Annotated in this window: 24 protein-coding genes, 1 tRNA gene and 1 riboswitch; of the genes, 10 read left to right on the top strand and 15 right to left on the bottom strand. The window is 60.3% G+C overall.

Going from position 1 to position 26,251, the window contains the following annotated elements; translation table 11 throughout:
• Nucleotides 1–55: 55 nt before the first annotated feature.
• The gene (locus tag J2X71_RS03640) at nucleotides 56–1,150 is read right to left on the bottom strand and encodes a 2'-deoxycytidine 5'-triphosphate deaminase (protein ID WP_162748013.1); all 1,095 of its coding nucleotides are present in this window, start codon (nucleotides 1,148–1,150) and stop codon (nucleotides 56–58) included.
• Between the two features lie 73 nt (nucleotides 1,151–1,223).
• Nucleotides 1,224–1,302, top strand: a riboswitch (SAM riboswitch).
• A gap of 46 nt (nucleotides 1,303–1,348) precedes the next feature.
• Here J2X71_RS03640 and J2X71_RS03645 point away from each other — a divergent pair.
• Together J2X71_RS03645 and apaG are read left to right on the top strand one after the other, a co-directional pair.
• Nucleotides 1,349–2,533 (top strand): O-succinylhomoserine sulfhydrylase, encoded by a 1,185-nt coding sequence (locus tag J2X71_RS03645; protein WP_113322927.1) that lies wholly within the window; start codon nucleotides 1,349–1,351, stop codon nucleotides 2,531–2,533.
• 189 nt (nucleotides 2,534–2,722) lie between these two features.
• Nucleotides 2,723–3,115, top strand: coding sequence for a Co2+/Mg2+ efflux protein ApaG (gene apaG / locus J2X71_RS03650; protein WP_113322926.1), 393 nt, complete (start codon nucleotides 2,723–2,725; stop codon nucleotides 3,113–3,115).
• Between the two features lie 23 nt (nucleotides 3,116–3,138).
• Here apaG and J2X71_RS03655 read toward each other — a convergent pair whose 3' ends face one another.
• The 3 genes from J2X71_RS03655 to J2X71_RS03665 form a co-directional block, all read right to left on the bottom strand.
• Nucleotides 3,139–4,131 (bottom strand): Hsp33 family molecular chaperone, encoded by a 993-nt coding sequence (locus J2X71_RS03655; protein WP_113322925.1) that lies wholly within the window; start codon nucleotides 4,129–4,131, stop codon nucleotides 3,139–3,141.
• A gap of 91 nt (nucleotides 4,132–4,222) precedes the next feature.
• Nucleotides 4,223–5,140: an ornithine carbamoyltransferase gene (gene argF, locus J2X71_RS03660; RefSeq protein ID WP_113322924.1), complete on the bottom strand. Its 918-nt coding sequence runs from the start codon at nucleotides 5,138–5,140 to the stop codon at nucleotides 4,223–4,225.
• 45 nt (nucleotides 5,141–5,185) lie between these two features.
• Complete coding sequence (locus tag J2X71_RS03665; protein ID WP_113322923.1) at nucleotides 5,186–6,385, bottom strand: aspartate aminotransferase family protein; 1,200 nt, start codon at nucleotides 6,383–6,385, stop codon at nucleotides 5,186–5,188.
• 424 nt (nucleotides 6,386–6,809) lie between these two features.
• On the opposite strand from J2X71_RS03665, the gene J2X71_RS03670 reads away from it, so the two are divergent.
• Together J2X71_RS03670 and J2X71_RS03675 are read left to right on the top strand one after the other, a co-directional pair.
• Nucleotides 6,810–7,340: a GcrA family cell cycle regulator gene (locus J2X71_RS03670; RefSeq protein WP_113322922.1), complete on the top strand. Its 531-nt coding sequence runs from the start codon at nucleotides 6,810–6,812 to the stop codon at nucleotides 7,338–7,340.
• A gap of 297 nt (nucleotides 7,341–7,637) precedes the next feature.
• Complete coding sequence (locus J2X71_RS03675; RefSeq protein WP_310379020.1) at nucleotides 7,638–8,426, top strand: pyrroline-5-carboxylate reductase; 789 nt, start codon at nucleotides 7,638–7,640, stop codon at nucleotides 8,424–8,426.
• A gap of 130 nt (nucleotides 8,427–8,556) precedes the next feature.
• Here J2X71_RS03675 and phoB read toward each other — a convergent pair whose 3' ends face one another.
• From phoB to phoR, 7 genes are all read right to left on the bottom strand, one after another.
• The gene (gene phoB / locus J2X71_RS03680) at nucleotides 8,557–9,240 is read right to left on the bottom strand and encodes a phosphate regulon transcriptional regulator PhoB (protein WP_003570612.1); all 684 of its coding nucleotides are present in this window, start codon (nucleotides 9,238–9,240) and stop codon (nucleotides 8,557–8,559) included.
• 131 nt (nucleotides 9,241–9,371) lie between these two features.
• Nucleotides 9,372–10,085: a phosphate signaling complex protein PhoU gene (gene phoU / locus J2X71_RS03685; protein WP_007821274.1), complete on the bottom strand. Its 714-nt coding sequence runs from the start codon at nucleotides 10,083–10,085 to the stop codon at nucleotides 9,372–9,374.
• Nucleotides 10,086–10,129: 44 nt separating this feature from the next.
• A complete protein-coding gene (gene pstB / locus J2X71_RS03690; protein WP_037101137.1) occupies nucleotides 10,130–10,945 on the bottom strand; it encodes a phosphate ABC transporter ATP-binding protein PstB in 816 nt (271 codons plus the stop codon).
• Nucleotides 10,946–10,959: 14 nt separating this feature from the next.
• Entirely contained in the window at nucleotides 10,960–12,282 is a 1,323-nt protein-coding gene (gene pstA, locus J2X71_RS03695) for a phosphate ABC transporter permease PstA (RefSeq protein WP_310379030.1), read from the bottom strand.
• Entirely contained in the window at nucleotides 12,279–13,760 is a 1,482-nt protein-coding gene (gene pstC, locus J2X71_RS03700) for a phosphate ABC transporter permease subunit PstC (protein WP_310379032.1), read from the bottom strand. Before pstC ends, pstA begins: the two co-directional genes overlap by 4 nt.
• Nucleotides 13,761–13,927: 167 nt before the next feature.
• Nucleotides 13,928–14,962, bottom strand: a complete 1,035-nt coding sequence (locus J2X71_RS03705; protein ID WP_310379033.1) for a substrate-binding domain-containing protein — start codon at nucleotides 14,960–14,962, stop codon at nucleotides 13,928–13,930.
• Between the two features lie 198 nt (nucleotides 14,963–15,160).
• The gene (phoR, locus tag J2X71_RS03710) at nucleotides 15,161–16,384 is read right to left on the bottom strand and encodes a phosphate regulon sensor histidine kinase PhoR (protein WP_310380055.1); all 1,224 of its coding nucleotides are present in this window, start codon (nucleotides 16,382–16,384) and stop codon (nucleotides 15,161–15,163) included.
• A 245-nt stretch (nucleotides 16,385–16,629) separates the two neighbouring features.
• Here phoR and ppk2 point away from each other — a divergent pair, with 245 nt between their 5' ends.
• Nucleotides 16,630–17,511, top strand: coding sequence for a polyphosphate kinase 2 (ppk2, locus tag J2X71_RS03715; RefSeq protein WP_310379035.1), 882 nt, complete (start codon nucleotides 16,630–16,632; stop codon nucleotides 17,509–17,511).
• A gap of 23 nt (nucleotides 17,512–17,534) precedes the next feature.
• On the opposite strand, the gene J2X71_RS03720 is transcribed toward ppk2, so the two are convergent.
• A complete protein-coding gene (locus tag J2X71_RS03720; protein ID WP_310379038.1) occupies nucleotides 17,535–18,764 on the bottom strand; it encodes a hypothetical protein in 1,230 nt (409 codons plus the stop codon).
• A 296-nt stretch (nucleotides 18,765–19,060) separates the two neighbouring features.
• Between J2X71_RS03720 and J2X71_RS03725 the strand changes: the two genes are divergently transcribed.
• The 5 genes from J2X71_RS03725 to J2X71_RS03745 all read left to right on the top strand — a co-directional run bounded on the left by J2X71_RS03725 (nucleotide 19,061) and on the right by J2X71_RS03745 (nucleotide 22,477).
• Complete coding sequence (locus tag J2X71_RS03725) at nucleotides 19,061–20,020, top strand: nitronate monooxygenase family protein (protein ID WP_310379040.1); 960 nt, start codon at nucleotides 19,061–19,063, stop codon at nucleotides 20,018–20,020.
• 124 nt (nucleotides 20,021–20,144) lie between these two features.
• Nucleotides 20,145–20,220, top strand: a tRNA-Thr gene (locus J2X71_RS03730).
• Nucleotides 20,221–20,366: 146 nt separating this feature from the next.
• Complete coding sequence (locus J2X71_RS03735) at nucleotides 20,367–21,284, top strand: hypothetical protein (RefSeq protein ID WP_310379042.1); 918 nt, start codon at nucleotides 20,367–20,369, stop codon at nucleotides 21,282–21,284.
• 2 nt (nucleotides 21,285–21,286) lie between these two features.
• Nucleotides 21,287–22,039, top strand: a complete 753-nt coding sequence (locus tag J2X71_RS03740; protein WP_310379043.1) for a hypothetical protein — start codon at nucleotides 21,287–21,289, stop codon at nucleotides 22,037–22,039.
• Nucleotides 22,040–22,477, top strand: coding sequence for a hypothetical protein (locus J2X71_RS03745; RefSeq protein ID WP_310379045.1), 438 nt, complete (start codon nucleotides 22,040–22,042; stop codon nucleotides 22,475–22,477). It begins immediately after the preceding gene.
• Nucleotides 22,478–22,615: 138 nt separating this feature from the next.
• On the opposite strand, the gene J2X71_RS03750 is transcribed toward J2X71_RS03745, so the two are convergent.
• The 3 genes from J2X71_RS03750 to J2X71_RS03760 form a co-directional block, all read right to left on the bottom strand.
• Nucleotides 22,616–22,948 carry a helix-turn-helix transcriptional regulator gene (locus J2X71_RS03750; RefSeq protein WP_310379047.1) on the bottom strand — a complete coding sequence of 111 codons (333 nt, stop codon included), beginning with the start codon at nucleotides 22,946–22,948 and terminating at the stop codon, nucleotides 22,616–22,618.
• Nucleotides 22,949–23,343: 395 nt separating this feature from the next.
• Nucleotides 23,344–25,821: a VapE domain-containing protein gene (locus J2X71_RS03755; protein ID WP_310379049.1), complete on the bottom strand. Its 2,478-nt coding sequence runs from the start codon at nucleotides 25,819–25,821 to the stop codon at nucleotides 23,344–23,346.
• A gap of 72 nt (nucleotides 25,822–25,893) precedes the next feature.
• On the bottom strand, nucleotides 25,894–26,112 hold the full coding sequence (locus J2X71_RS03760) for an AlpA family phage regulatory protein (protein ID WP_310379051.1): 219 nt from the start codon (nucleotides 26,110–26,112) through the stop codon (nucleotides 25,894–25,896).
• Nucleotides 26,113–26,251: the final 139 nt, after the last annotated feature.

A 26,251-nucleotide genomic window follows, 5' to 3' on the forward strand; every position in this document is an offset into this window, starting at 1 on the left:
GGCTTGAGACTTCCAACAGATAGCCGCCGCTGTCAAGTGACGGCGCCATCGGGCATCAAATCCGAAAATGCTTAGACAGTTTGAGGCCCTGGGCCTGATAGTTGGAGCCGAGGCCTGAACCGTAGAGGCTCGACGGCTGTTCCTGCATGTGCTCGTAGATCAGGCGGCCGACGATCTGGCCGTCTTCCAAGATGAAGGGCACTTCGTGGCTGCGCACTTCCAGTACCGCACGGCTGCCGCGCCCGCCGGCCGGCGCATGGCCGAAGCCTGGATCGAAGAAGCCGGCATAGTGGACGCGGAACTCACCGACGAGCGGATCGAAGGGGGTCATTTCCGCCGCATAATGCGGGGGAACGTGCACGGCCTCACGCGAGACGAGGATGTAGAACTCATCCGGATCGAGGATCAACTCGGTGCGGCCGCGGCTGTAGAGTGGTTCCCAGAAATCGTAGATATCGTGCTGGGCCTTCTTGTCGACGTCGACGACGGCCGTGTGGTGTTTGCCGCGATAGCCGATCAAGCCTTCCTCGTCGCCCGTCAGATCGATCGACAGCGCAATGCCGCCGCCGGATACGTTCGGCTGCTTGGCAGCGACGAGCGTTTCCGTTGCGTGCAACTTCAAAAGCTCCGGCTCGCCCAGAACCGAATGGCCGACGCGGAAGCGGATCTGTGACAGGCGCGAGCCGCGGCGCACGACGATGGGGAAGGTGCGCGGGCTGATTTCGAGATAGAGCGGGCCGGAATAGCCTGATGGGATCTTGTCGAATTCCTGCGCGTAATCGGTGATGACGCGCGTGAAGATATCGAGGCGGCCGGTCGAGCTCTTCGGATTGGCCGAGGCCGACATGTCGGCCGGCAGATCGAGGCGCTCCATGAGCGGCACGATGTAGACGCAGCCCGTCTCCAGCACCGCGCCTTCGCTGAGGTCTATGACATGCAGGCTCAGTCGGTCGAGCTTGTCTGAGACGAGATGGGACGGGCCGGGCATGAAGCTGGCGCGCACCCGAAAAGCCTTGGCGCCCAGCCGCAGATCCAAGCTGGCGGGCTGGATCTGGTCGCGGTCCAGCTCGCGCTCGCTTTGAAGACGCCCCGTCTCAAACAGCGCTGCAATTGCGCGGTCGGCCAAAATTCCAGTTTCGCGAGCCATCATGCTCCATCCATAATTTGCAGCCGACAAAACCAAAGTCGGGGAATTGACGCAAGCTTAGAACGGCAGTATTGCAAATTTATCCCGTGGTGATTTGGCCGGTCGGCTTGCAGCCACGTTAAATAAGTGGCTAAAAAGACCGGGTTGAAAACCGGTCTGCATTTGCGGCCGGTTTTTTTGTTGTTTGAAAGTGGTGATGGCATGAGCAAGACCTGGCGCCCGGCAACCCAACTCGTCCACGGCGGAACGCTCCGCTCGCAATATGGCGAGACATCCGAGGCAATCTATCTCACGCAGGGTTTCGTCTACGATACGTCGGAAGCGGCGGAAGCGCGCTTCAAGGGCGAGACCGAAGGTTTCATCTATGCGCGCTACGGCAGCCCCACCAATGACATGTTCGAAAAGCGCATGTGCATGCTGGAAGGCGCCGAAGACGCCCGCGCCACCGCTTCCGGCATGGCTGCAGTCACCGCCGCCATTCTCTGCCAGCTGAAGGCCGGCGATCATATCGTTGCCGCCCGTGCCCTCTTCGGCTCCTGCCGCTGGGTCGTCGAGACGCTGGCGCCGAAATACGGCATCGACTGCACGCTGATCGACGGTCGCGACCTCGGAAACTGGGAAAAGGCTGTTACCCCGAAGACCAAGGTGTTCTTCCTGGAAAGCCCGACCAACCCGACGCTGGAAGTGATCGACATCGCCGGTGTCGCCAAGCTCGCCAACCAGATCGGCGCGAAGGTCGTCGTCGACAACGTCTTTGCGACGCCGCTCTTCCAGAAGCCGCTGGAACTCGGCGCCCATATCGTCGTCTATTCCGCGACCAAGCACATCGACGGCCAGGGCCGCTGCCTCGGTGGCGTCGTTCTCTCCGACAAGGAATGGATCGACGAGAACCTGCACGACTACTTCCGCCATACCGGTCCGGCCATGTCGCCCTTCAACGCTTGGACGCTCCTGAAGGGCATCGAGACGCTGCCGCTGCGCGTCAAGCAGCAGACGCAGAATGCAGCGAAGATCGCGGATTTCCTGGCCGATCAGGGCAAGGTCGCCAAGGTCATCTATCCCGGCCGCAAAGACCATCCGCAGGCCGATATCATCGCCAAACAGATGTCCGGTGGGTCGACGCTCGTCTGCTTCGAGCTCAAAGGTGGCAAGGAAGCTGCCTTCGCGCTGCAGAACGCGCTTGAGATCGTCAAGATTTCCAACAATCTCGGCGACTCCAAGAGCCTGATCACGCATCCGGCCACGACCACGCACAAGAACCTGACGGACGAAGCTCGCGCCGAACTCGGCATCTCGCCTGGTACTGTGCGCCTGTCGGCCGGCATCGAGGATACGGACGATCTGATAGAAGATTTCGCCCGCGCTCTGGCGAAGGTTTCGGCCTGACCATCAAGGCACGGCCGTCGGCAGACGCTGCGGCCGTCGCATTTGCCTTGAAATTAACACTGAGAGTTAGGCTTAATGAACGAAAGGCGGTCCAACCGGGGGTGGTGAGGCCGCGATCACTGTACCGTTTCTTGACGGCAGAGGCCTCTTATAAGATACGGGTAACATATCCTGACTAAGGTGTAAGGCATGTATCGCGCCCTCACACGAGATATCGAAGTCGTTGTCGAGCCGTTTTATCTGGAGGAGCAATCCGATCCGGATGACGATCGCTATGTCTGGGGTTACCGTGTGGTCATCAGCAACAATTCCGGCATCGCCGTACGTCTCGTCAACCGCTACTGGAACATTACCGACCAGAACGGGCAGATCGACGAGGTCAGCGGCCCCGGCGTCGTCGGCGAGCAGCCGCGGCTGCAGCCAGGTGACACCTATGAATATTCGTCGGGCTGCCCGCTGGATACGCCGTCCGGCCTGATGTTCGGCCACTACCAGATGGAGACGGACGAAGGCGAGACGTTCGATGTCGACATACCCGCCTTCTCTTTGGATTCACCCGGCCTGCTCAGGGTATTGAACTAGAGCCTGCCCCATTCTCCGCGCACTCACTCCGCCGCCGCAACTTCCTGCACCGGGAAGCGGTAGGTCGTGGAGCAGAATTCGCAGGTGACCGAGATCTCGCCATTTTCCTGGCTCGCCTCGATTTCCTCGGCGCTGAAGCCTTTCAGCACGCCGCCGATCTTTTCCCGTGAACAGCTGCAACGATCGAAGACGGCGCGCGGATCGTAGACGCGCACGCCGCGTTCGTGAAAGAGGCGAAAGAGCAGGCGTTCGGTGCCAACAAGCGGATCGGTCAGTTCATCGGCATCCACGGTTTCAACGAGCGAGCGGGCTTCCGTCCAGGCATCATCCTCAACATGGGCGCGCGCAGCCGTGTCGCCATCACCGCCATGAAGATCGGGCCGGCGCATACGCTCCGGCGCTTCCGGCAGGAATTGGGCGACGAGGCCCCCTGCCCGCCAGCGGTGACGCGGCTTACCGTTCTCGTCGCGGTCGAAGAGCTCGGCTGCGGCAAGGCGCACGCGCGTCGGGATCTGCTCCGACTGGCGGAAATAGACACCTGCAATGTCTTCCAGCGAGGTACCGTCAAGTGCCACGATACCCTGATAGGGCTGGCTGAACTTGCCCTGATCAATGGTGAAGGCGAGAACGCCCTTGCCGAGAAGCTGTTCCGGCTCCGTTTCGCCAGCCGCGATCGCCTTATCGAGCAAGGCCTGGTCGAAGCGAGCGTAGGCCCGGACATTTTCCGGCGTGGAGAAATCGGCAACCAAGAGATCGACGGGACCGTCGCTCTTGGTCTGGACAGTGAATTTGCCCTCGAACTTCAGCGAGGTGCCGAGCAGCACCGTGAGCACCACCACCTCCGCCAGAAGGCGGGCGACGGGCGTGGGATAATGGTGGCGTTCGAGGATTGAATCCAGCATTGGGCCGAGCTGGACAGCGCGACCGCGCACATCCAGCCCTTCCACCTGGAAGGGGACGACATGATCATCGCCGGCGAAATCGAACTCGCCGAGGGCGGCGGCAGCTTCTGCCATGGCTTTCACTCCTGTTTTGTCAGAGCAGCCGGCCAGCGCACCGGCTGCTTGCGCAGCCGCGAGTTTGGAACTCGCGACATCCGATTATGGTTCAGATCGCGCCCAGGCACCAAGCAAGAATCGACTTCTGCGCATGAAGACGGTTTTCCGCTTCATCGAAGACCACGGATTGCGGGCCATCGATCACTTCGTCCGTCACCTCCTCACCGCGGTGAGCGGGGAGGCAGTGCATGAACAATGCGTCTTTGCCGGCCTGCGCCATCAAATGCGCATTGACCTGATAAGGCTGGAAGACATTGTGACCGCGAGCCCGATGTTCCTGATTCATGGAGACCCAGGTATCGGTCACCACGCAATCGACGCCGGCGACCGCACGGTCAGCATCATGGTAAAGCATGATTTCGGCGCCCTCATTGCGGGCCCAGTTCAGATAGTGATCCTTCGGCTCGGAACCAAGGGGTACTGCCATGTTCATGCGGTAGCCGAAACGGGCAGCCCCCTCCACCAGGGAATGCAGCACGTTGTTGCCGTCACCCGTCCAGGCGATCGTCTTGCCCTTGATTGGGCCGCGATGCTCTTCAAAGGTCATGATATCGGCCATGATTTGGCAGGGATGGGTATCATCCGTCAGCGCGTTGATGACCGGCACGGTCGCATGCTCAGCGAGCTCCAGCATACGGTTGTGGTCGGTCGTGCGGATCATGATCGCGTCGACATAGCGCGACAGAACCTTGGCGGTGTCGCCGATCGTTTCGGCGCGGCCGAGCTGCATTTCAGTGCCCGATAAGAACAAGGTCTCGCCGCCGAGCTGGCGCATGCCGACATCGAAGGAGACGCGGGTTCGCGTGGACGGCTTCTCGAAGATCATGGCGAGCATCTTGCCGGCGAGCGGCTTGTCGGCCATGCCGGCCTTGAAAGCCTGCTTTCGCAGCTTGGCATCGTCCATGATGGTTCTGAGGTCGGATCCGGTGACGGCGGAAAGATCGAGGAAGTGTTTGGGGGAAGCCATTGTTCGTTACCTGCTACGCCCGCCGGCGGGCGGGGCATTGTCCTATCAAGCGGTCTTCTTGACCTTGGCGGCACGGATGTTTTCGGCAGCGCGTTCCAGACGGGAAAGACCCTCGCGCGCCTCCTCGGCGGTTACGACCAGCGGCGGCAGCAGGCGGATGACATTATCGCCTGCCGGGATCGCCAGAAGATGGGCTGCGCGGATTTCCTTCAGCAGCTCTGCCGAGGGAATGGCAGCCTTGACGCCGAGCAACAGCCCTTCGCCCCTGATATCTTCGATCACGTCGGGATAGCGATCCTTGAGCGATGCAAGGCCCTGGCGGAAGACGAGAGTGACATCACGCACATGCTGCAGGAAGCCCTCGGCCAGGATGACATCGAGCACCGCGTTACCGACAGCCATGGCCAGCGGGTTGCCGCCATAGGTGGAACCATGCGTGCCCGCCTTCATGCCGGAAGCGGCCTCTGCCGTCGCAAGGCAGGCGCCGAGCGGAAAGCCGCCGCCGATGCCCTTGGCAACCGCCATGATGTCGGGCGTTATACCCGACCATTCATGAGCGAAGAGCTTGCCGGTACGGCCGACGCCGGTCTGCACCTCGTCGAGGATCAGCAGCAGGCCATGCTCATCGCAGAGCTGGCGGAGCGCTTTCATGAATTCGGACGTTGCCGGGCGGACACCGCCCTCGCCCTGCACCGGCTCGATGAGGATGCCGGCGGTCTTGTCGGTAATAGCGGCACGGACAGCCTCGACATCGCCAAAGGGCACCTGATCGAAACCAGGGGTCTTCGGGCCGAAACCTTCGAGATATTTCTCCTGGCCGCCGGCGGCGATGGTCGCGAGCGTGCGGCCGTGGAAGGCGCCTTCGAAAGTAATGATGTGGAAGCGCTCGGGATGGCCCTTGGAGAACTGATAGCGGCGCGCCGTCTTGATGGCGCATTCGAGCGCCTCGGCGCCTGAATTGGTGAAGAACACCTTGTCGGCGAAAGTGGCATCCGTCAGGCGCTTGGCAAGCTTCTCCTGTCCCGACACCTCATAGATATTGGAGAGATGCCAGACCTTGTCGGCCTGATCCTTGAGAGCGGCCACAACGTGCGGATTGCCATGCCCCACGGAGGTAACGGCAACGCCCGCGCCGAAATCCAGATATCGCTCGCCCGTTTCGGTGATCAGCCACACGCCTTCGCCTCGCTCGAACCGCAGCGGGGCACGAGAATAGGTATCATAAAGCGGCGAGGCTTCAGCCATGGCGCAATCTCCTGGTCAGGCTCTGAGGCAATGGACTCCGGCTAAGAAAACCAGGCCCGAAAAATCAAAAATGCCGCCTTGCGGCGGCAGGGAGCACTATTTACTTTTCGCACTGCAATGTCAACAAAACTGAGGATTTAGCACATGCGTCAAGCCTCAAATCAGACTTGCAGGTCTATCAACAGCTAATGTTGCAGAAATGACTCTCCGGGGAAGCAAGTTGGGGAAAACCCTGAATTCGGATTCATCGGATTCACGCGACTCTTGTCACAGAGTCAGGCTCACACTAGGTTAAAGTTCAATTACTAGACTGCATGCGGCGGAACTAGTCACCAAAATTGATCAGGCGTTTCTTGCTTCGGAGACTTCCGAGGCAACGGTGAGGGATTCTGCCATCACCAACGCGAAAGGTGGAGACAGGGCAATGAACTGGACAGACGAGCGTGTCGAGAAGCTCAAGAAGCTTTGGTCGGAAGGGCTGAGCGCCAGCCAGATCGCTGCGCAGCTTGGCGGAGTGAGTAGAAACGCTGTTATCGGCAAAGTTCACCGGCTCAGTCTTCCCGGCCGCGCCAAGGCCGGCGGCACGGCGACCGCTGCGCGCGCACCGAAGCGCAATACGTCGGCTCCGCGCGCCCCGAACTATGCGTCTCGCATCACCACCCGCACCGTTACCCGCCAGCAGGGCGCAACGATGCTGAAGGAAGAGATCGAGATCGAAACGGTCGAGGAAATGGAATATGTGCCGGCCAAAAACGTGGTCGTGCCGATTTCGCGTCGTCTCGGCCTGACGGAACTGACGGAGCGCACCTGCAAGTGGCCGGTCGGCGATCCTCTGAAGGACGACTTCTACTTCTGCGGCTGCGACTCCCCGGATTCCTCGCCCTATTGCAACTATCACCAGCGCCTCGCCTACCAGCCGGTCAGCGAACGCCGAAAGGCTGTCCGGGTCGCCTGACCAGCGCCTTCTCAACAGATGCAGCATCCGCCGCCCCTCTTCGCTGACGCGCAGAGGGGCGTATTTTTTAGTCGGCACAGGAGGGCTGGAAAACGGCTCCTGACCACGATCTGCCGGGGGCCGATCTCTGCCTGCCGTTCACCATGCCTGACGATGCGAACTTGGCCCAACGCCGCCGATGCGTTTCAGCCCTAGACCGGTATGGAACGGTGGTGATGGCGCTGTAACGCGATTTTCTGATACAGATGCGGTATTCTCGTGGAGTAGCACGGCGCAAACAGTCGGTCAGGGGTGCCAATGGAGATCGATCCAAAGCGGATGGCAATGGGGTTCGTCGGGACGGGCACGATTACCGAGGCCGTCGTCACCGGATTGGGCAAGACAGCGTTTCGCGACACACCGGTAGTGCTGTCACCGCGCAGCGCAAGCGTCGCCGCCCGCCTTGCGGCGGCAAACCGGAATGTGTCGATCGCTTTGGGGAACCAGGATGTTCTCGACCGATCCGATCTCGTATTTGTGGCAGTGAGGCCGCAAATTGCCGAGGAGGTCATCCGCTCGCTCCGATTTCGGCCGGGCCACCATGTCATCAGCTTCGTCGCGGCCACGCCAATGGATCAACTGCTGGCGTGGATCGATCAGCCAGTTCGCCTGAGCCTGGCAATTCCACTTCCGTTCATCGCAGATCTTCAGGGCGCGACTGCGATCTACCCGCCCGACGAGGTTTCCCACGCCCTCTTTTCGGCGCTCGGAACGGCGATCCAGGTTGAAAACAGACCTGAGTTCGAACTTCTCGCGGTGGCGAGCTGCCTGATGGCCACCTATTTCGGCATCCTGGACGCGACGTCGACCTGGCTGCAGAGCCAAGGGCTTTCGAGAACGGCTGGCGACGCCTACCTCCGTCAATTGTTTTCCGGCCTCGCCCATGCTGCCCGTTCAAAACCTGTCGCGAGTTTTGATGAACTCATCGGCGAGCATTCGACCAAGGGCGGATTGAATGAACAGGTGCTCGAAAACTTTCGCGAGTTCGGCGGCACTGCGGCTCTGCAAAAGGCTCTTGATCGAGTTCTCGCACGCATTCGTCTGTAGAAAGCAGATTCTCTCGAGGTTCGCTTTCGGCGCCTGGTGTCGGCTTTCATAAGAAGCTAGGGGTGCCAGATAGACAAACGGGCCGCCCGGCAAAACCGAGCGACCCGTTCGTGACCTCCGATCACTCGGATCAGGCTTCCATGGAATATCCCGCGCCGCGGACGGTGCGGATGACATCCTGCATGTTGGAGAAGTTCAGCGCCTTACGCAGGCGTCCGACATGGACGTCGACGGTACGTTCGTCCACGTAGATATCGTGGCCCCAGACGCCATCCAGAAGCTGCGAGCGGGAGAAGACCCTGCCCGGCGACGACATCAGGAATTCGAGCAGGCGGAATTCGGTCGGGCCGAGACGGACTTCGCGGCTCTTGCGATGAACGCGATGGGTTTCGCGATCGAGCTCGATATCACCACACTTCAGAACGGTGGAGAGAACCTCCGGACGGGCGCGTCGCAGCATCGCCTTGACGCGGGCAACAAGTTCCGGCGTGGAGAAGGGCTTGACGACATAGTCGTCCGCGCCGGTCGAGAGACCGCGAACGCGTTCGCTCTCTTCGCCGCGTGCCGTCAGCATGATGATCGGCAGGCGCTCGGTCTCCGGCCGCATGCGCAGCCGGCGGCAGAGCTCGATGCCGGAAACGCCCGGCAGCATCCAGTCAAGGATGAGCAGGTCCGGCGTGCGCTCCTGAAGCCGGATTTCGGCCTCGTCGCCACGGAGGATCGTATCCACCTCGAAACCTTCAGCCTCGAGGTTGTAGCGGAGAAGCACACTCAGCGCCTCTTCATCTTCAACAACTGCAACTCTTGGGATCATGCGTGTCAGTCTCCTAATGCATGATCCTTAAACCGGGGGTGATTTAAGCAACGGACCATGCAGAAACTTGGAATTGGCTGCGACCTTTGCGCGCCCCAGCGCAGGGCGCGCACGCAATTGGCAGGTCCGGATTACTCCGTCACCGCACCGACGGTATTGGAGCTGTCGTCCTTCGGACGCTCACCCTCCGGCTGGGCGCCGGTTGCCATGTAATAGATCGTCTCGGCGATGTTGGTCGCATGGTCGCCGATGCGCTCGATGTTCTTGGCGCAGAAGAGAAGATGCGTGCAGCTCGTGATGTTGCGCGGATCTTCCATCATGTAGGTGAGGAGTTCGCGGAACAGCGAGGTGTACATCGCGTCGATCTCATCGTCGCGCTCGCGGATGGACTTGGCCTTGTCCGCAGAACGCGTCGTATAGACGTCGAGCACTTCCTTGAGCTGGACGAGCGCCAGTTCGGAGAGATGCTCGAGACCGCGGGCGAGCTTGCGCGGAACGCCGGTGCTTTGGACGGCGATGACGCGCTTTGCGGTGTTCTTGCCGAGGTCGCCGACACGCTCGAGGTCGGCGGCGATGCGGATCGAACCCATGATCTCGCGAAGGTCGGAGGCCATCGGCTGGCGACGGGCGATCGTGACGATCGCCTTGTCGTTGATTTCGCGTTCCGCGTGATCAAGGATCACGTCGTCGGAAATGACCTTCTGGGCGAGCGCAGTGTCGCCGTTGACCAGCGCACGGACGGCCTCGCCGACCATCTGTTCGGCAAGACCACCCATCTCGGAAATGCGCCGGGACAGGAATTTCAGATCGTCATCGTAAGCGGAAAAAATATGTGTCGATGCCATGGGGCTTTGTCCTCGAAAATCGGGAAGGCTTCACATCGCCAAAATCAGCCGAACCGGCCCATGATATAGTCCTGGGTGCGCGGATCGTCGGGATTGGTGAACATCTTGTCGGTGTCATTTTCCTCGACCAGGTTGCCGAGGTGGAACATTGCGGTACGCTGTGATACGCGCGCGGCCTGCTGCATGGAATGCGTCACGATGACGATGGTGTAGTTTTCGCGCAGCTCATGGATCAGCTCTTCGACCTTTGCAGTCGCGATCGGGTCGAGTGCCGAGCAGGGCTCGTCCATCAGGATGACTTCCGGGCTGACGGCAACGGCGCGTGCGATGCACAGACGCTGCTGCTGACCACCGGACAGGCCGGTGCCGGATTCATGCACGCGATCCTTGACCTCGTTCCAGAGGCCGGCGCGCTGCAGGCTCGTCTCGACGATCTGGTCCAGGTCGGCCTTGGACTTGGCAAGGCCATGGATGCGCGGTCCGTAAGAAACGTTTTCATAGATCGTTTTCGGGAACGGATTCGGCTTCTGGAACACCATGCCGACGCGGGCACGAAGTTCGACGACGTCGATGTCGGGATCGTAGATATCGTCGCTGTCGAGCGTGATCTTGCCGGTGACGCGGCAGCCATCGATCGTGTCGTTCATGCGGTTCAACGACCGCAGGAAGGTGGACTTGCCGCAGCCCGACGGGCCGATCAGGGCGGTCACGGTGTTTTCGCGGACGTTCAGATTGACATCGAAAAGCGCGCGCTTCTCGCCGTAATAAACGGAGACATCCTGACCGATCATCTTATACGGGACGTTGCTCATTTTCTGGTCCAGCGCCTTCTCGACTGCGGCTTCCGTCAACATGTTCATGATCTTTACTCCGTTTACCAGCGGCGCTCAAAGCGACGACGCAAGAGGATAGCTCCGATGTTCATGACGATCAGGAACAGGAGCAGGACGATGATGGCACCCGAGGTTCTTTCCACGAATGCGCGCTCGGCTTCGTTGGCCCACATGTAGACCTGGACCGGAAGTGCCGTGGAGGGATCGAGCGGAGTGGCCGGCGCCTGGGCGACGAAGGCGACCATGCCGATGAGCAGCAGCGGCGCGGTTTCGCCGAGTGCGTGGGCAAGGCCGATGATCGTGCCGGTCAGGATGCCGGGCATTGCAAGCGGCAGCACATGGTGGAACACCATCTGCATCTTCGAGGCGCCGAGGCCAAGGGCAGCCGCGCGGATCGACGGCGGCACGGCGCGCAGGGCCGCGCGTGTGGCGATGATGATCGTCGGCAGCGTCATGAGGGTCAGCACCAGGCCGCCGACCAGCGATGCCGAACGCGGCAGGCCGGCGAAGTTGATGAAGACCGACAGGCCGAGCAGACCGTAGACGATCGACGGAACGGCGGCGAGGTTGTTGATATTGACCTCGATCAGGTCCGTCAGCTTGTTCTTCGGCGCGAATTCCTCAAGGTAAATCGAGGCGGCGACGCCGATCGGCAGTGAAAGCACGAGAACGATCAGCATCAGGTAAAGCGAGCCGATGAGGGCGACGCCGAGACCTGCGGCTTCCGGACGGCTGGAATTGCCGTTGACGAAGAGGCCGGTGTTGAACGTCTTGTGGAGAGCACCGCTCGCCTTCAGCTCATTCATCCAGGCAACCTGCTTGTCGTTGACCTTGCGGTTCTTCTCATCGACCGAAAGATTGATCTGGCCTTTGTTGGCGCTGTCGATATTGGCATCTGCAAGCACTGTAACATTGACGGTCTTGCCAATGATCGACGGGTCGGCAACGACCATGTCGCGCAGCTGAATGGGCGCACCCTTGGACAGCATGCTGGACGCATCGCGCACGTCAGGACGGCTTGCGGCATTGATGCCGAGCTGCTTGACGATCGCGTCGCGCAGCAGAACCGGATAGTTGGCAGCGACCAGCACCGAAGGGTCGGTCGCACGCTTGTTGTCCGGGTCGATCGTCTTCTCGGAGAATTCGATCGGCAGGGTGATCGACGTCTGCAGGAAGGCCGTATAGCCGTTGCTGATGACCGTCCAAAGCAGAATGAAGAGGAAGACGAGGCCGAATGCTATGGCTGCGATGCCATAGGCCTGGAACCGGCGCTCGGCAGCGTAGCGACGCTTGATGCCGATATCGCGACGCGCGGGCGCCTTGGAAACGGTGACGCCGGCGACGGGGGAAACAATATTCGTCATTCGTACTGCTCCCGATATTTGCGCACGATGTAGAGCGCGTAGATGTTGAGGCAAAGCGTGATGCAGAACAGCGTGATGCCAAGTGCGAAGGCAACCAGCGTCTGCGGCGAGGTGAACTCAAGGTCGCCGGTCAGCTGGTTGACGATCTTGACGGTCACTGTCGTCATCGGCTCAAAGGGATTGATCTGGATACGGGCGGCGACACCGGCGGCCAGAACCACGATCATGGTTTCGCCGATGGCGCGCGAAGCGGTCATCAGCAGCGCGCCGACGATACCGGGAAGGGCTGCGGGCAAGACCACCTTTTTGATGGTTTCGGAGCGTGTAGCGCCGAGACCGAGCGAGCCGTCACGCAGTGCCCGCGGAACTGCGGTGATGATATCGTCCGACAGCGAGGAAACGTAAGGGATCAGCATGATGCCCATGACGATGCCTGCGGTGATGACGCTCTGTGCCTGGATGAAGTTCGTATAGCTGCCGCTCAAAAGACCGCTGATCTGCGCCGAGAAATCACGCAGGAACGGCCCGACGGTGACGAGTGCAAAGAAGCCATAGACGATCGTCGGAATGCCGGCGAGCACTTCGAGAAGCGGCTTGGCGATCGAGCGCACTCTCGAAGAAGCATACTCGGCCATGTAGATGGCGGCAAAGAGGCCGACCGGGACGGCGACCAGCATGGCGACCAGGCCGATATAGAGCGTGCCGAGCAGGAGTGGGATGAGCCCGAACTGGCCGAAGGAGGAGCTGCCCGCACCGGCAAAACGCGGATCCCAGACCGTTCCGAAGAAGAAGTCGACGAAGGGAACGGCTGCGAAGAAGCGGCTCGCTTCTGTCAGCATCGAGAGCACGATGCCGATCGTCGTCAGAATGGCGATGGAGGATGCAACCAGCAGCGCCCAGAGCATAACGCGCTCGACACGGTTGCGGGCACGGAAGCGCGGAGCAACGGAGCGCAGCGCATAGAAAGCACCTGCGACAGATATGAGCAGCACGATCGCCGTCATGATGACGCGGCTCGTCATGCTCTCCGAGTTCAGGGTCTTTGCGGCAGCGATCATGTAGGGCTGCGGCTCGCCGGCGAGCGGTACGCCCTTCTCGCTGAGCTTTGCCTGCAGACCCGCAGGATTGCTCGACAAGGAGGAAACCTCATCCGAGGTCAGCAGGTTCATGCCGCGGGCAACCGTGGCGACCATGCTGTAGGCGAGGTCCTGCTGGACGGCCGGTTGCGCCTTCACGTCATCAGGAAAGGCGCCGCGAACGGAGGAAGAGATGATGCCCGGGCTGATAGCCAGCCAGGCAAACAGAACGATCAGGGAAGGCAGAACAGCCCAGATCGCGGCATAGGAGCCATAATAGGCCGGCCGCGAATGCAGGGCAGAAGACCTGCCTCCGGAAAGCGCCATCGCGCGGCTGCGCGCAGCCATATAGGCAACGGCGCCGATCACTACCAGGCACAAGAGTATGATGGATGTGCTCATTCGTTACGTCCCCAGGCCCACAGCCCCCAAAGAGCCCGGCAGCTCCAGGAGCGTGCCATCGGCTTCAATATCATGGAGAAGAAGTTCATCCGCCCGGCACCCCAATGGAGCCGGGCGGATAAGGTGATGCCGGCGCGACGCCCCCGAGCGTCGCGCCGGCAAAGTCATTACATGGTCTTGCCAGCCTCTACGGCCTTACGGATCGCTTCGCGTTCTGCATCCGGAGCAGCAACGAGACCGTATTCGACGAGCGGGCTGTCAGGGCCGATCATCTGGTCGGATACGAAGAAGTTGACATATTCCTTCAGGCCCGGAACGGCGCCCAGATGTGCCTTCTTGACATAGAAGAACAGCGGACGGGAAACCGGGTAGGTGCCGTTAGCGATGGTTTCCGTCGACGGAACGATGCCGCTCATGGTCGCAACCTTGAGCTTGTCAGCGTTGTTTTCGTAGAAGGAGAGACCGAATACGCCAACCCCGGTCTTGTTGGCAGCGATGCGTGCCAGAGTTTCCGGATAGTCGCCGTCGATGTCGACAGCAGCGCCGTCCTTGCGAACCGCGACGCAAGCCTTGCCCTGGGCAGCCTTGTCGGCGATTTCCTTGGCGATGACTTCCTGAGCGCCGGAAGCCTTGCAGCCGGCGGCGAGAACGTTCTGTTCGAAGACTTCGCGGGTGCCGTGCTTTTCGCCCGGGATGTAGGCGGCGATATCAACAGCCGGAAGCTTCGGGTTGACTTCAGACCACTTCTTGTAGGGGTTGGCGACGAGCTTGCCGTCAACGACAACCTGGGCAGCGAGGGCCTTGTAGATGTCGGCCGGAACGTAGGCAACGTCCGGGTTGGAAGAGTCGGTTGCGAAGACGATGCCGTCATAACCGATCTTGACTTCCTGGATGTCCGTTACGCCGGCTGCCTTGCAGGCTTCCGCTTCATTCTTGTTGATCGGACGCGAGGCGTTGGCAACGTCGATCGTGTCTTCACCGACGCCCTTGCAGAATTCCTTCAGACCAGCGCCCGTGCCGCCGGATTCGACGACCGGCGTCTTGAAGTTGGTGAAGGTTTCGCCGAAGGACTCGGCGACGATCTTTGCGTAAGGCAGGACGGTGGACGAACCAGCAACCTGAATCTGGTCGCGAGCAACTGCAACGCCAGCGAAAGCGGCGGTTGCAGCAAGCGCGGCAACAGTAAGTTTAAAGGTGTTCATTTGAATCTCCCGGCATTTGGGCTTGTGTGAGTGCGGCCTCAAAGAGGCCCTCGCATTGCCTTTTTTCATCGGCAGGACTCTCTTAGCGCCTTAAGCACCGTCCTTTTATGTCAGATCGATGAAACATTTATGACAAGATAAATTCTTGATTTTAAATGCAAAAATATGACGTCGAAAAATTGCGTGCGACATGTTGCGTCAGAAGCGCACGGTAAACTCCGTTCCCTTGCCCACCTCTGATTTTACGATCAGCCGTGCACGGTGGCGCGTCAGAATATGCTTGACGATGGCAAGCCCGAGGCCCGTGCCCTTCTTGGAACGGCTGTCTTCGATGCTGACGCGATAGAAGCGCTCCGTCAAGCGCGGTACATGTTCGGCCGGAATGCCTGGCCCCCTGTCGACGACGCTGACTTCAACCGGCTGGCCCGATCCATTCTTCAGCCAGACATCGACGACTTCGCCTTCCTGGCCATATTTGCAGGCATTTTCCATCAGGTTCTCGAAGACCTGAACGAGCTCGTCGCGGTCTCCCAGCACTTCGACCTTGCCGTCGGGCAGGTGCAGGTTGATCGAGACGCCGACATCCTTCGCAAGCGGCACAAGCGAATCCCTGACATGGCCGAGTAGCGGCACGAGATCCACCCTCTCATCCGGGGCGATATGCGACTTGAGCTCAAGCCTGGAAAGAGACAGAAGGTCGTCGACGAGCCTGCTCATACGCGTCGTCTGGTCGAACATGATGCCGAGGAAACGTGCCTGCGCCTTCGGATCGTTCTTAGCCGGACCCTGGATCGTCTCGATGAAGCCGCGCAGCGAGGCAAGCGGCGTGCGCAGCTCATGGCTGGCATTGGCGACGAAATCCGAGCGCATGCGATCGATGCGGCGTATTTCGGAAATATCCCGGAAGGAGAGGATGTAATAGCGCTCGTTGCGGCCGTCGTCGTCCTTGAATTCGACAGGAGCGCTGCGAACGATATAGACGCGCTCCGAAGGCAGCCGCTCGGAATGTTCGATCTGGTTCGGGGCGTTGGTGGCGATGGTTTCGCGCACCATGTCCAAGACGCCGGGAGAACGCAGCCGCGCCGATATATGGGAGCCGAGCGCCACCTCGCCGAAGGCCTTTTCGGCCGCGCGGTTCTGAAACAGTACCGAGGCATCTTCCGAGAGCACCATGACCGGGATATCGAGGCCGGCCAGCGTGGCGGAGACTTCCGGCAGGCGGCTTGGGAGCACTTCAGGCTCGGGTTCGATCGGCTCGGCGACGTCAGGTCTGATGACCGGCGCCTCGTTGAAGAGCGAGGTGAAGATCATCACGAGCAGCAGGGCGAGCACGATCCATTTGTTCATGCCTGCGGCAAGCGCGACAAGCGCGCTCAGCAGCGTCGCCAGCAAAACCGGGCGCTCGCGCCGGATGCGCGCCAACAGGCTTTTTGTCCACGGCATCTCGTCTTCCAAACTGCCCCTCACGGCATCGATTCGTTTTTCTTTATATTCAAACTCTGCCTGATAGCCGCGTTTCATGACAGAAGTTTTCCATTTGAGAAACTTGCGCGAAAAGCCGCAGCGCGCGTGACCGAATTGCGCTTTGCTTACGCAGAGGATTTGATTTTCAATGATAAATATGTTCGCCTGCTGAAAAATGAAATCATCAAGCGCAGGAGGAGACGATGGCCGAAGACGTCGAAAGCAGGGTTGTGGAGCTGGAGATCAGGGGCAAGAGACGCGTCTTCGATATCGATGATCCCGTGCTGCCCGACTGGGCGGATGAGCATGCGCTGGAATCCGGCGACTACCCCTACAAGAAGAAGCTGAAGGACGACGAATATCTCGACGAGCTCAGGAAGCCGCAGGCCGAGCTCGTGAAGGTGCAGTTCTGGCTGCAGGCGACGGGCAAGCGGGTGATGGCGCTCTTCGAAGGGCGCGACGCGGCCGGCAAGGGCGGCGCGATCCAGGCATCCTCGGCGCACATGAACCCGCGCCTTGCCCGCGTGGTGGCGCTCGCCAAGCCTACGGAGCGGGAACAGGGCCAATGGTACTTCCAGCGCTATATCGCACAGTTTCCGACATCGGGCGAATTCGTGCTCTTCGACCGTTCCTGGTACAATCGCGCCGGCGTGGAGCCGGTCATGGGCTTCTGCACGCCGAAACAATACGAGGACTTTCTCAATCAGGCGCCGCAGGTGGAAAAGGTCATCGCCCACGAAGGCATATTCTTCTTCAAGTTCTATCTGGATATCGGCCGGGAAATGCAGATCAAGCGGTTCCATGACCGGCGGCACGATCCGCTCGCTGTCTGGAAGCTCTCCTCGATGGATATAGCCGCATTGACCAAATGGGACGACTACAGCGAGAAGCGCGACCGCATGCTGAAGGAAACCCACACGGAGTTTGCGCCCTGGACCGTGATCCACGCCAATGACAAACACCGGGCGAGGCTCAACCTCATTCGCCACATGCTGAAGACCATCGACTATGACGGCAAGGACAAGGACGCGATCGGTGCGCTTGATGATAAGATCATCGGCTCGGGTCCCGGCTTCCTGAAATAGACTTCCTGAGCTAATCGCGCCGCTTACTGGCCCGGCAGTATCCGCACGGCAAAGAGATTGATGCCACGGGCCTTGCCGTCGACATCGCTGTTGATCATCAGCCGGCCCGGAGAATTCGGTGCCAGGGAGCGGTCGAAGCGCACCTGCAGCAGCGCGTCCGATTTTTCACGCGTGACGTTGAAACGATGGCGGGCGCAATTGCCGAGCGACTGGAAATCGCATTCGACGGTGATCTGCGTAGGCTCGTCCGTGGTCGACTGCAGGGTCAGCGCGATGGTCGAGGACTTGCCGGCGAGCTGCTGCAGTACATTGGCCGGAATGGTGATGGAAACATTGCCATCCGTATTGCCGCTCTGCGACGTCAGGCGGACGGCCGGGCCTTCGGTTTCCGTGACATTTTCGGTGCGGGCACGCGGGCCGCTCTCGATCTTGTCGGCATCGGCGGGCTTGAAGACCTCGATCCAGTCTGCCGAGAAGCTGTTTTGCGGGTCGATCGCCACAGGTTGGTCGCCATCCGAGGGGGCGCTGTTGCCGGCACTCTCCTCGCCGTCGAAATCTTCCGGCTGCGTGCTGGCGGGCGGATTGGCGACGCTGGTATCGCGCTCAGCCGCCGTCATCAGCAGGCCGGAACTATAGACCCACCAACCACCCGTGCCGATGAAGGCGAGCAGCACGCACCAGACGAGCAGGCGCGAGAAGAACTTGCGCGGCTTGCGGCGAACAGCGGCCCGTTCGGGGCGAAAATCCATGCCGCCGCGCTTCTCCGGCGTCGCGCGTGTCTCTCCGCGCATCTCTCCATCAGGTGCCGCCCCCAGCTGATCGGCGCTGCTGGCGTGAACATCATCCAGGCTTGCATCGTCCGTGCGCCGGGAAGTGGCGTTGTAGGCGCGCGTTTCGCCTGTAACGGCCAGATGGTCATCCTCGCCCTCGCGATAGATCGGTTCTTCCGCGCGATAGGCGGGCTCTTCCACGTGATGGGCGGGCTCCGGGATCTCCACAACGGGCGGAACCGGAACTTCCGGAGGCCCCTGCCGCGGGTGAAGGCGGGCGCGCTCTTCGTTCTCGATGGTGTGGATCGTGGTTTCGAGGCGGTGGCGGTGATGGGCCACCACTTCGGCATCGGTGATATCCTGCTTGCGCAGGCCGGCTTCCAGCGCCTGACGCGCGGACTGATAGATGCGTGCACGAACTTCCGCACTGTCGCGGTCGGAATTATCCAGCGCAGTTCTGATAGCCGTTTCTAGTCCGCTCACATCGGGCCCTTCACGTTTCGTGCCGGCATCAACACCAAAAGATTGAATGCCTGTCAAAATTCGGTAGCGGCAAGTGCGGCAAACCGCAAGCCTTGCAGCCCTTCCGGAGCGCATCGGCGGGGGATAAGCAGCCGCCGGGCGTTCCGAATTCTCCATTAGATATAGTGAAAATGGACAGGATTACGGAAAAGGCAGCAAGAAGAAGACCACACTCTTTTCCTTGGTCACTCTTTTCCTCGGGCGATGGCTCTGCTAATCAATTGACGTTTTCGTAAACGTCAAAAAGCGGTGAAAGCATGACCCTGCCCCCGATCCTCCGGGATAATCTGAGACTGCCGGTCATCGGCTCGCCGCTTTTCATCGTCTCCCATCCGGCGCTGACACTGGCGCAATGCAAGGCCGGCGTGATCGGCGCATTTCCCGCCTTGAACGCGCGGCCGGAAAGCCAACTCGACGAGTGGCTGGCCATGATCACCGAAGATCTTGCCGCCCATAATGCCAGGCATCCGGAGCGGCCGGCAGCCCCCTTCGCGGTCAACCAGATCGTCCATATGTCGAACAAGCGGCTGGAGCACGATCTGATGCTCTGCGTGAAATACAAGGTGCCTGTCGTCATTTCCTCGCTCGGCGCCGTGCCGGAAGTGAATGCGGCGGTGCATTCCTACGGCGGTATCGTGCTGCACGACGTCATCAACAACCGCCACGCCAATTCGGCGATCCGCAAGGGTGCCGACGGACTGATCGCCGTTGCGGCAGGTGCGGGCGGACATGCGGGCACGCTTTCTCCCTTCGCAGTGGTGCAGGAGATCCGCTGTTGGTTCGACGGCCCGCTGCTGCTCGCCGGCTCGATCGCGACCGGCGGCGCCATTCTGGCAGCCCAGGCGATGGGTGCCGACATGGCCTATATCGGCACGCCCTTCATCGCGACCGAGGAGGCACGCGCCTCCGATGCCTACAAACAGGCGATCGTCGAGGGAGCCGCCGCCGATATCGTCTACTCGAACTATTTCACCGGCGTGCACGGCAACTACCTGAAGCCTTCCATTCGGGCAGCAGGCCTCGACCCGGACGATCTGCCTGAAGCCGATCCCTCGAAGATGGATTTCGAACAGGCGACGGGCGGCGCAAAGGCCTGGAAGGACATCTGGGGCAGCGGCCAGGGCATCGGCGCGATCAAGGCGGTGGAACCGGTGGCAAAGCTGGTCGACCGGCTGGAAGCGGAATATCGAGCCGCCCGCACCCGGCTGGCGCTCTGAACTGCGGGCCTTTCCACAGGCTTCAGCTTTTTTGCCAAAGACATAAGTGGGTGCTTGAAATCTCCTGATAATGGCTGTATCAGCCCCATGCAAATCGCGGGCCGCATGCTTCGCCCGCCGGATTGCCGCTTTAGCTCAGTCGGTAGAGCACATCATTCGTAATGATGGGGTCACGTGTTCGAGTCACGTAAGCGGCACCATTTTTTTCCTCTTCCGGCATCACATCTTCCTCGTGCATTGGCGCCTGAGAAAATGGTGTGCTGCCGGGCACGGGGCAAACGCCGGCGGAAATGAGCTTGCCGAAGTTTTCGACCGTAGATAGCATCCGCCACTACTGGGGGATGCCATGCGATATCACGACCTGAGCGGGGCGACACTCGTCAATAACTTCACGCTGCAGCATGCGAGCAAGAAGAATGATGGCAGGCCGTTCATCAGCACATGCGTTCCGCAGACAGTTCACCTGGATCTCCACGACATCGAAATCGCGCATGCTGTCGAATGGCAGGACAAGGATTTCGTCGAGAAGAGTCCGGAGACGCCGAACTTCAAGATCACGACTACTCTCACCGCGCGCGGCACGACCATCGACACCATCACCGTGTTTCGAGTGCCAGACGGCGAGGTTGGGCGCTTCAAGGAAATCGAGATCCAGATCAAGCCGCTGCGCAAGGGAGTAGTAGGAGGTAAGAAACAGGCGTCATCTATGGACGGTGTGAAGTTCTCGGGCATGTCCTCGACGACTGTTCCTGAAGAAGGTTTGATGGACGGAGAGCCAGGCAGGATCTTCTATCGCGACCCTCAGGACGACTCGTGCGACAAGAAGTCGGGACCTTATCTACAGCTCGAAGCGTACATTGATGAAGCGGAATTCAATTCGCTCCTGCAGAGGCTGTCCGTCGCCTCAGCGCCCATCGCCAAGGGAAGGCTGCAGATAACGGCCGAGCTGTTCGAGAACGAAGTGGACGCAGCGCTTTCGGAGCCGTGGCACCCTAGACAGTATGGTCTGCTGATGAAGGGCGATAAGGCGCTGTACGTCTGGACAAGGGCACGGGCGGACAGGGTCCAGATCGATTATCGTCCTCTGGCCGCTCCTCCGCCACCCGAAGCAACGATCAATAAGGATGGCACTTATCAACCGCCCATACCCTTCGAGCCTGTCTCGGCGGCTGCGGTGAAGAAGATTGAGAAGCATTTGAAGAACATCGCCACGGTTACGTCTATCGGTTTAGCCGCGATTTTCATCGCCCTCCTGCTGAGGTGATCATGAGCTATCCGCCACCAATGAACGTCCTGGAGAAGAGGCTGCTCGCCGCTATCGCAGCCGGGCACCCGGAGCGGCGAATGGAAGTCTCCGCGCGCGGCCAGCGAATGCGGATTGCCCCGCTGACGTGGAATGAGGTCGCCGTGGCAGTGGGTGTTCCGCAGCATCAACTTACCGATCCTATCGCACATCTTGTGGCCGGAGACGCTATCGACAGTGCACGGCAGCCTGCAGGCTTCTTCAAGAGGCTGCGCGGAGAAGACGATACGACGTTCTTCTTCGCGACGGAGAAAGGGCGGCGCCTTCTTCAGGTCGAGGCTCCGCAGAAGTCGGATGATGAGGTGGACGAGGAGCGCCTGGAGAACGTCGAGAAGATCGCGCATCATCTTGGCTACGATCTAACTCCCTATGGCCACGCGTTTTCGCTCATCAGCCTCAGCAGCGGATACAATGAGTTCGCAACTGCCACGCAGATTGCGCTGGTCACTCTGGCGACGGACATTCGAGCAGCCGGGCATGACATCACCAAGCTGATGTCGTTCATGCCGCATACGATGGCGATGATCGACATCATGAAGGAATGGAGAGACAGAGGTGTCCTGCCGCAGGCGATATTCGAGAACGATGGTCGGGCGATGGTGAAGGTAGCTACGGTGTCGCCCGAGCAAAACGAATGGATCGACAAGGTACTGTCGGATCCAGTGTCCACCGCCGAGCGCGTCGCCACCTGCCGTTTGGACTACATGAGGAACTAAATGCTCAGAATCTTACTCGGGATCACCGCACTTGTTGTAGCTACGCCGTCCTTCGCGGCGACGAAGGCTATGGAGTGTGAACGATACCAGATCGGCGCAGATAACATGAAAGCGGAGCGCTCCGTCTACACGATCACGGCGGACCTCGATGCTGGCAACCTGAAGATCGACCTCTCGAAGGAGCCGCCTGAAAACAGGACCGGAAAATTTCCTATTCCAACAGGGTTAGATTGGAAAATCGTCTGGCGGTCGCAGGATTCTCTCCGCTTGGTCGGGCGGGTCACTGACTATTCCGACAATCCATTCGACTCCCCAACTATGATGCTGGACGTTGACTTCGCCAACGTGCGGTCGAAGTATACAACGGCAGGCGGACTGATTGATTTCGACACCGTGGTCAACGACCCGTGGAAATACGAGTGCAAGCGGCTGGACTAAGCCGAGCGCTGTGCGATCCGGCTATGATAGGACACCGGAATCCTGCGGCCCTCGACGAGCGTAAGCGGCACCATTTTCGCTCAATAGATGTGATCGGCCGGCCGACTCAACGCATAGCTCGACATCAAACCAGGTCATTCAATCAACATTCAGCGCGACCGCGATCGCCTTCATCGCGTCGATCGATCCGCTCTTCTTGCCGCTTTCGATTTCGGAGACATACGGCTGTGATATGTTCGCCGCCGCAGCAAGTTCGGCCATCGTCATGCCGCGATACTTGCGGAAGACCTTGACCGGATGTTCGCCGGCAACGAGAGCGCCGACGACTTCTTCCCGCCAGGTTTCCTCGCCGGCCGCGATCCTGGCCTGCGCGGCGGCTGCGTCCCTGATGTCGATCATATCCTGATAGTCCGCTTCGGGGAGAAGAATGTAATCCTTCCCCTCGATGGTGAATCTTGTAAGCTCACTCATGTCTTTCTCCTATCCCTTGTAGATGTCGCCGCGTGGGCCGACAAGCCGCGCTTGGCTTCCGGCGGAGGTGGACGGGGTTAAAACGCATTTTCCAAGAATAGCCGGAAACACCCTGTATTTCGCCGTCTACAAGCCGGCATGACCCGTTTCCGGCACCTTTCAGCAAACAACCCCATCCACCCCCTCCAGCAGACGATAATCCTTTCGAATCAACCACCTAATCCGGATGGCGTTACCCCATCCATACACCCTCCACCTCTCTGAACTCCGTCCAGAATCTGCCGTTGATGGACGGGGTTCCAGGCCCGGACGGGGTTCGGTGGAGGGGGTTCGTCATCCCTCAGGAAATTAAAAAACCCGGCTCGGTGGCCGGGTTTTCAGGGTGTCGGGGCGCATCAGAAAATCGAACGGTAATCATATGCCGGCTCACGCCTGTCGGGGCTCCATTCCTTCGCCTCCTCCGCATCGCCGCGAACATAGGCGGTCTTTCTCTCGCCGTCGCGAAAGCGAATGCCTTTGTCCCTCTTCTCAAACCCGAGACCGACCATCGCCGCACGCATATGGGCGTGATGAAGCTTCGTCAGTTTGTTGATGGTTTCCGGGCCGTCGAAACCGACCAGCTTCCAAGCGTCCGTAGCCTTGATCTTCAGCGGACCTTCCGGAATGCGCTCGCGGAGGATATCCAGCCACGGGCCGAAATCCGAGGATTCACGCGCGACACCAGCTGCTGCATTCCGCAATGCCGGGTTATCTAGAGTCAGGTCCTCACCCGCCTCCTTCTCCGCAGCCTCCGCCCATAGCTGGTCTCGCACCGCCGCGATGCCGGCCGGATCAGCCGCTGTGGCGCGGACGATCCAGAAGCGGCGGTTGCCGGTGGTGTCGGTCAGGTAGCGGCTTTCGTTGGTGGTGCCGAAGAGGATGAATTGCCGGGGGCGTTTGCTCGTAAAGCGGCCATAGGAGAGCCTGGCGCTATCTATCATCGTGGGGATGAAGGATTTGACGCGGTTGGTGTCGCGGCGGCTGAGGCCGTCGAGTTCGGGCATTTCGAGGATCCAGTGGCCGGCGGTTTTTTCGATGGTCACTTTGGCGTCGGCGCCGATTTCGAGCTGGTCGGTGAACCAGTCGCGGTCATCGCAGAGCGCGAGGATCGCCGAGGATTTGCCGATGCCCTGGGGTCCCTCGACGACGAGCATGTAATCGAATTTGCAGCCCGGATGCCTGACGCGGCGAACGGCGGCGCAGAGGATCTTGCGGCCGAAGGCACGGTTGAGTGGCGTGTCTTCGGCGCCGAAATAATCGACGAGCCAGGTGTCGATGCGCGGCTTTCGATCCCATTGAAGACGGGCGAGATAGTCGTGCACCGGATGATAGGCGCGCCGCTCGCCGATCAGCATCAGCGCATCGAAAATGTTGTCCTTGGACGGCTCCCTGCCTTGGGCCGCGCAGGCGAGCTCGAAGCGAATTTCCGCCAGCCGCGCGTCGCTCATGCGAACGATGCTGCTGTTGCGATGGATCTCCAGTTCGCCCGAAAGCAGGTTGAGCTTGATGAACCATTGGCGATCGACCAACCATTGTTCGAGTTCGATATCGAAGCGCTCGATGCCCATCAGGCGACCGAAGCGCCCTGGCACAGCCCCGGCAGGCGTGATTGCTGGCGTCGGCTCATCGCCCTGGACTAACGCGCCCTCGACGACCTTGGCTGGGACCGGTGCGGGAAGCGCGCTTATGGAAGCCTGCACAGAAACTGCCCGCTTGAACGGCACGATGCGCCCCTCCTCCATTTCATCAGCGGGCTCCGGCCTCCAGTCGCGAAGCGTTGCGGCCATGAAGGCGTCGAGCTGGCTTTGCGTCCATCCGGCATCGACGGCATCGGCGCAGTCCCAGCCGCGGCAGGGGAAAAGGCCGGCCCGCCAATCGTCGAAATTGTAGCGCTCGATATCCGAAGCGTCCCCCGCATCCGTGAAACCGACAAGGCGCACATGCGCGCCGAGCGCGGTCAGGCGGGCGGCGATCTCATCGGCGGCCGACAGGCCCGGGGTGTCGAAATCCGGCCAGATCAGCACGTCGCGGCCCGAGAGCGGCGACCAATCGGTGTGCCTGACACCCTGCGTCCCGCCCGCCCAGGAAAGGACGGTTCGGCCGCTTGCCCGGTGCAGCCAGTCGCGGCACTTCTCGCCCTCGACGATCACCACTTGGCCGTCGTTACCGATCGTTTCCAGCCCGTAGATCGGCCGTGGCTTGGGGAACGGGAAACGCGACCAGGTTTCTCTCCCGTCGGCCAGGCGAACGAACATCACCATCGGCGTTTCCTTGCCGCCGTCAGGGAGATCGTGGCGCAGGACATAGCCTGACAGCGAGCCGTCAGCATAGCGATAGGGGAAGACCATAGACGGCGCGAATGCGCCCCACTCGGAGCGCTCGCCCTTGCGCTTGGGATTATAGAGCCTGATACGCGCGCCGGCCTGGAGCAAATCAGCCGGCGGCGGAACGGGCGTAATCCCCTCATAGATGTTCCGCGCCTGGATCTGCCGCGGGCGGACATTCGGCCGGCTGGTGTCGCTGATGTCGAGAATGCGGATTGCTTCGGGAAGATCGACGCCCTTGACCTCCTGCAGGAAGTCCAGGACATCGCCTTTCCTGCCGCAGCCGAAGCAATGGAAACGCTCGACGCCATCCTGCCCGATGAAGATCGTGAATGACGGCGTGTCTTCGGCGTGGAACGGGCAGCACGTTTCAAACTCTTGCCCGTTTCGGGTGAGCTTGTAGCCGTATTGCGCTGCTATCGAAGACAGGGACACATCGCGGCGCAGCCGTTCGACACAACTGGAGACGCCCGTCCCCGACGACGGCGCGTATTGCGATATTCTATCCATGAAGTATCCGCATGAATGTGGAAGCCGACGGCACTCTGCGCCCGGCAAAACAAAGGCTTTCCGATTTGCCGATCAGAAAGCCTTTTGCCGAGGCGCGGCGCGCCTGGAGGACATTTCGTCCATCCAGGCGCCAACTTCGTCAGACCGCCAGAAATTGTTTTTCGAAACCTGTATGGGCGCGGGAAACTTGCCGTCTCTCACCCAGCGCCAGAGCGTCACGTTCGAAACCGGCGCAATCTTCTGAACGTCGCTGGTACTTAAAAGCGTGTAGGAGATTGCGTTGCCAGTCATGCTCATTCCTCTGTTTTTCAGACTGGAGGCAGTATGCGCGACGACGGTTGTTTATAATAAACGCAATGCATTTCAATGCGATACGCGCCGATGCCGTTACGGTATCGCTATCCGCTGTTTGAGACGACCGTTCGCGGTA

Source organism: Rhizobium sp. 1399 (genome assembly GCF_031455475.1).
Lineage (GTDB): Bacteria > Pseudomonadota > Alphaproteobacteria > Rhizobiales > Rhizobiaceae > Rhizobium.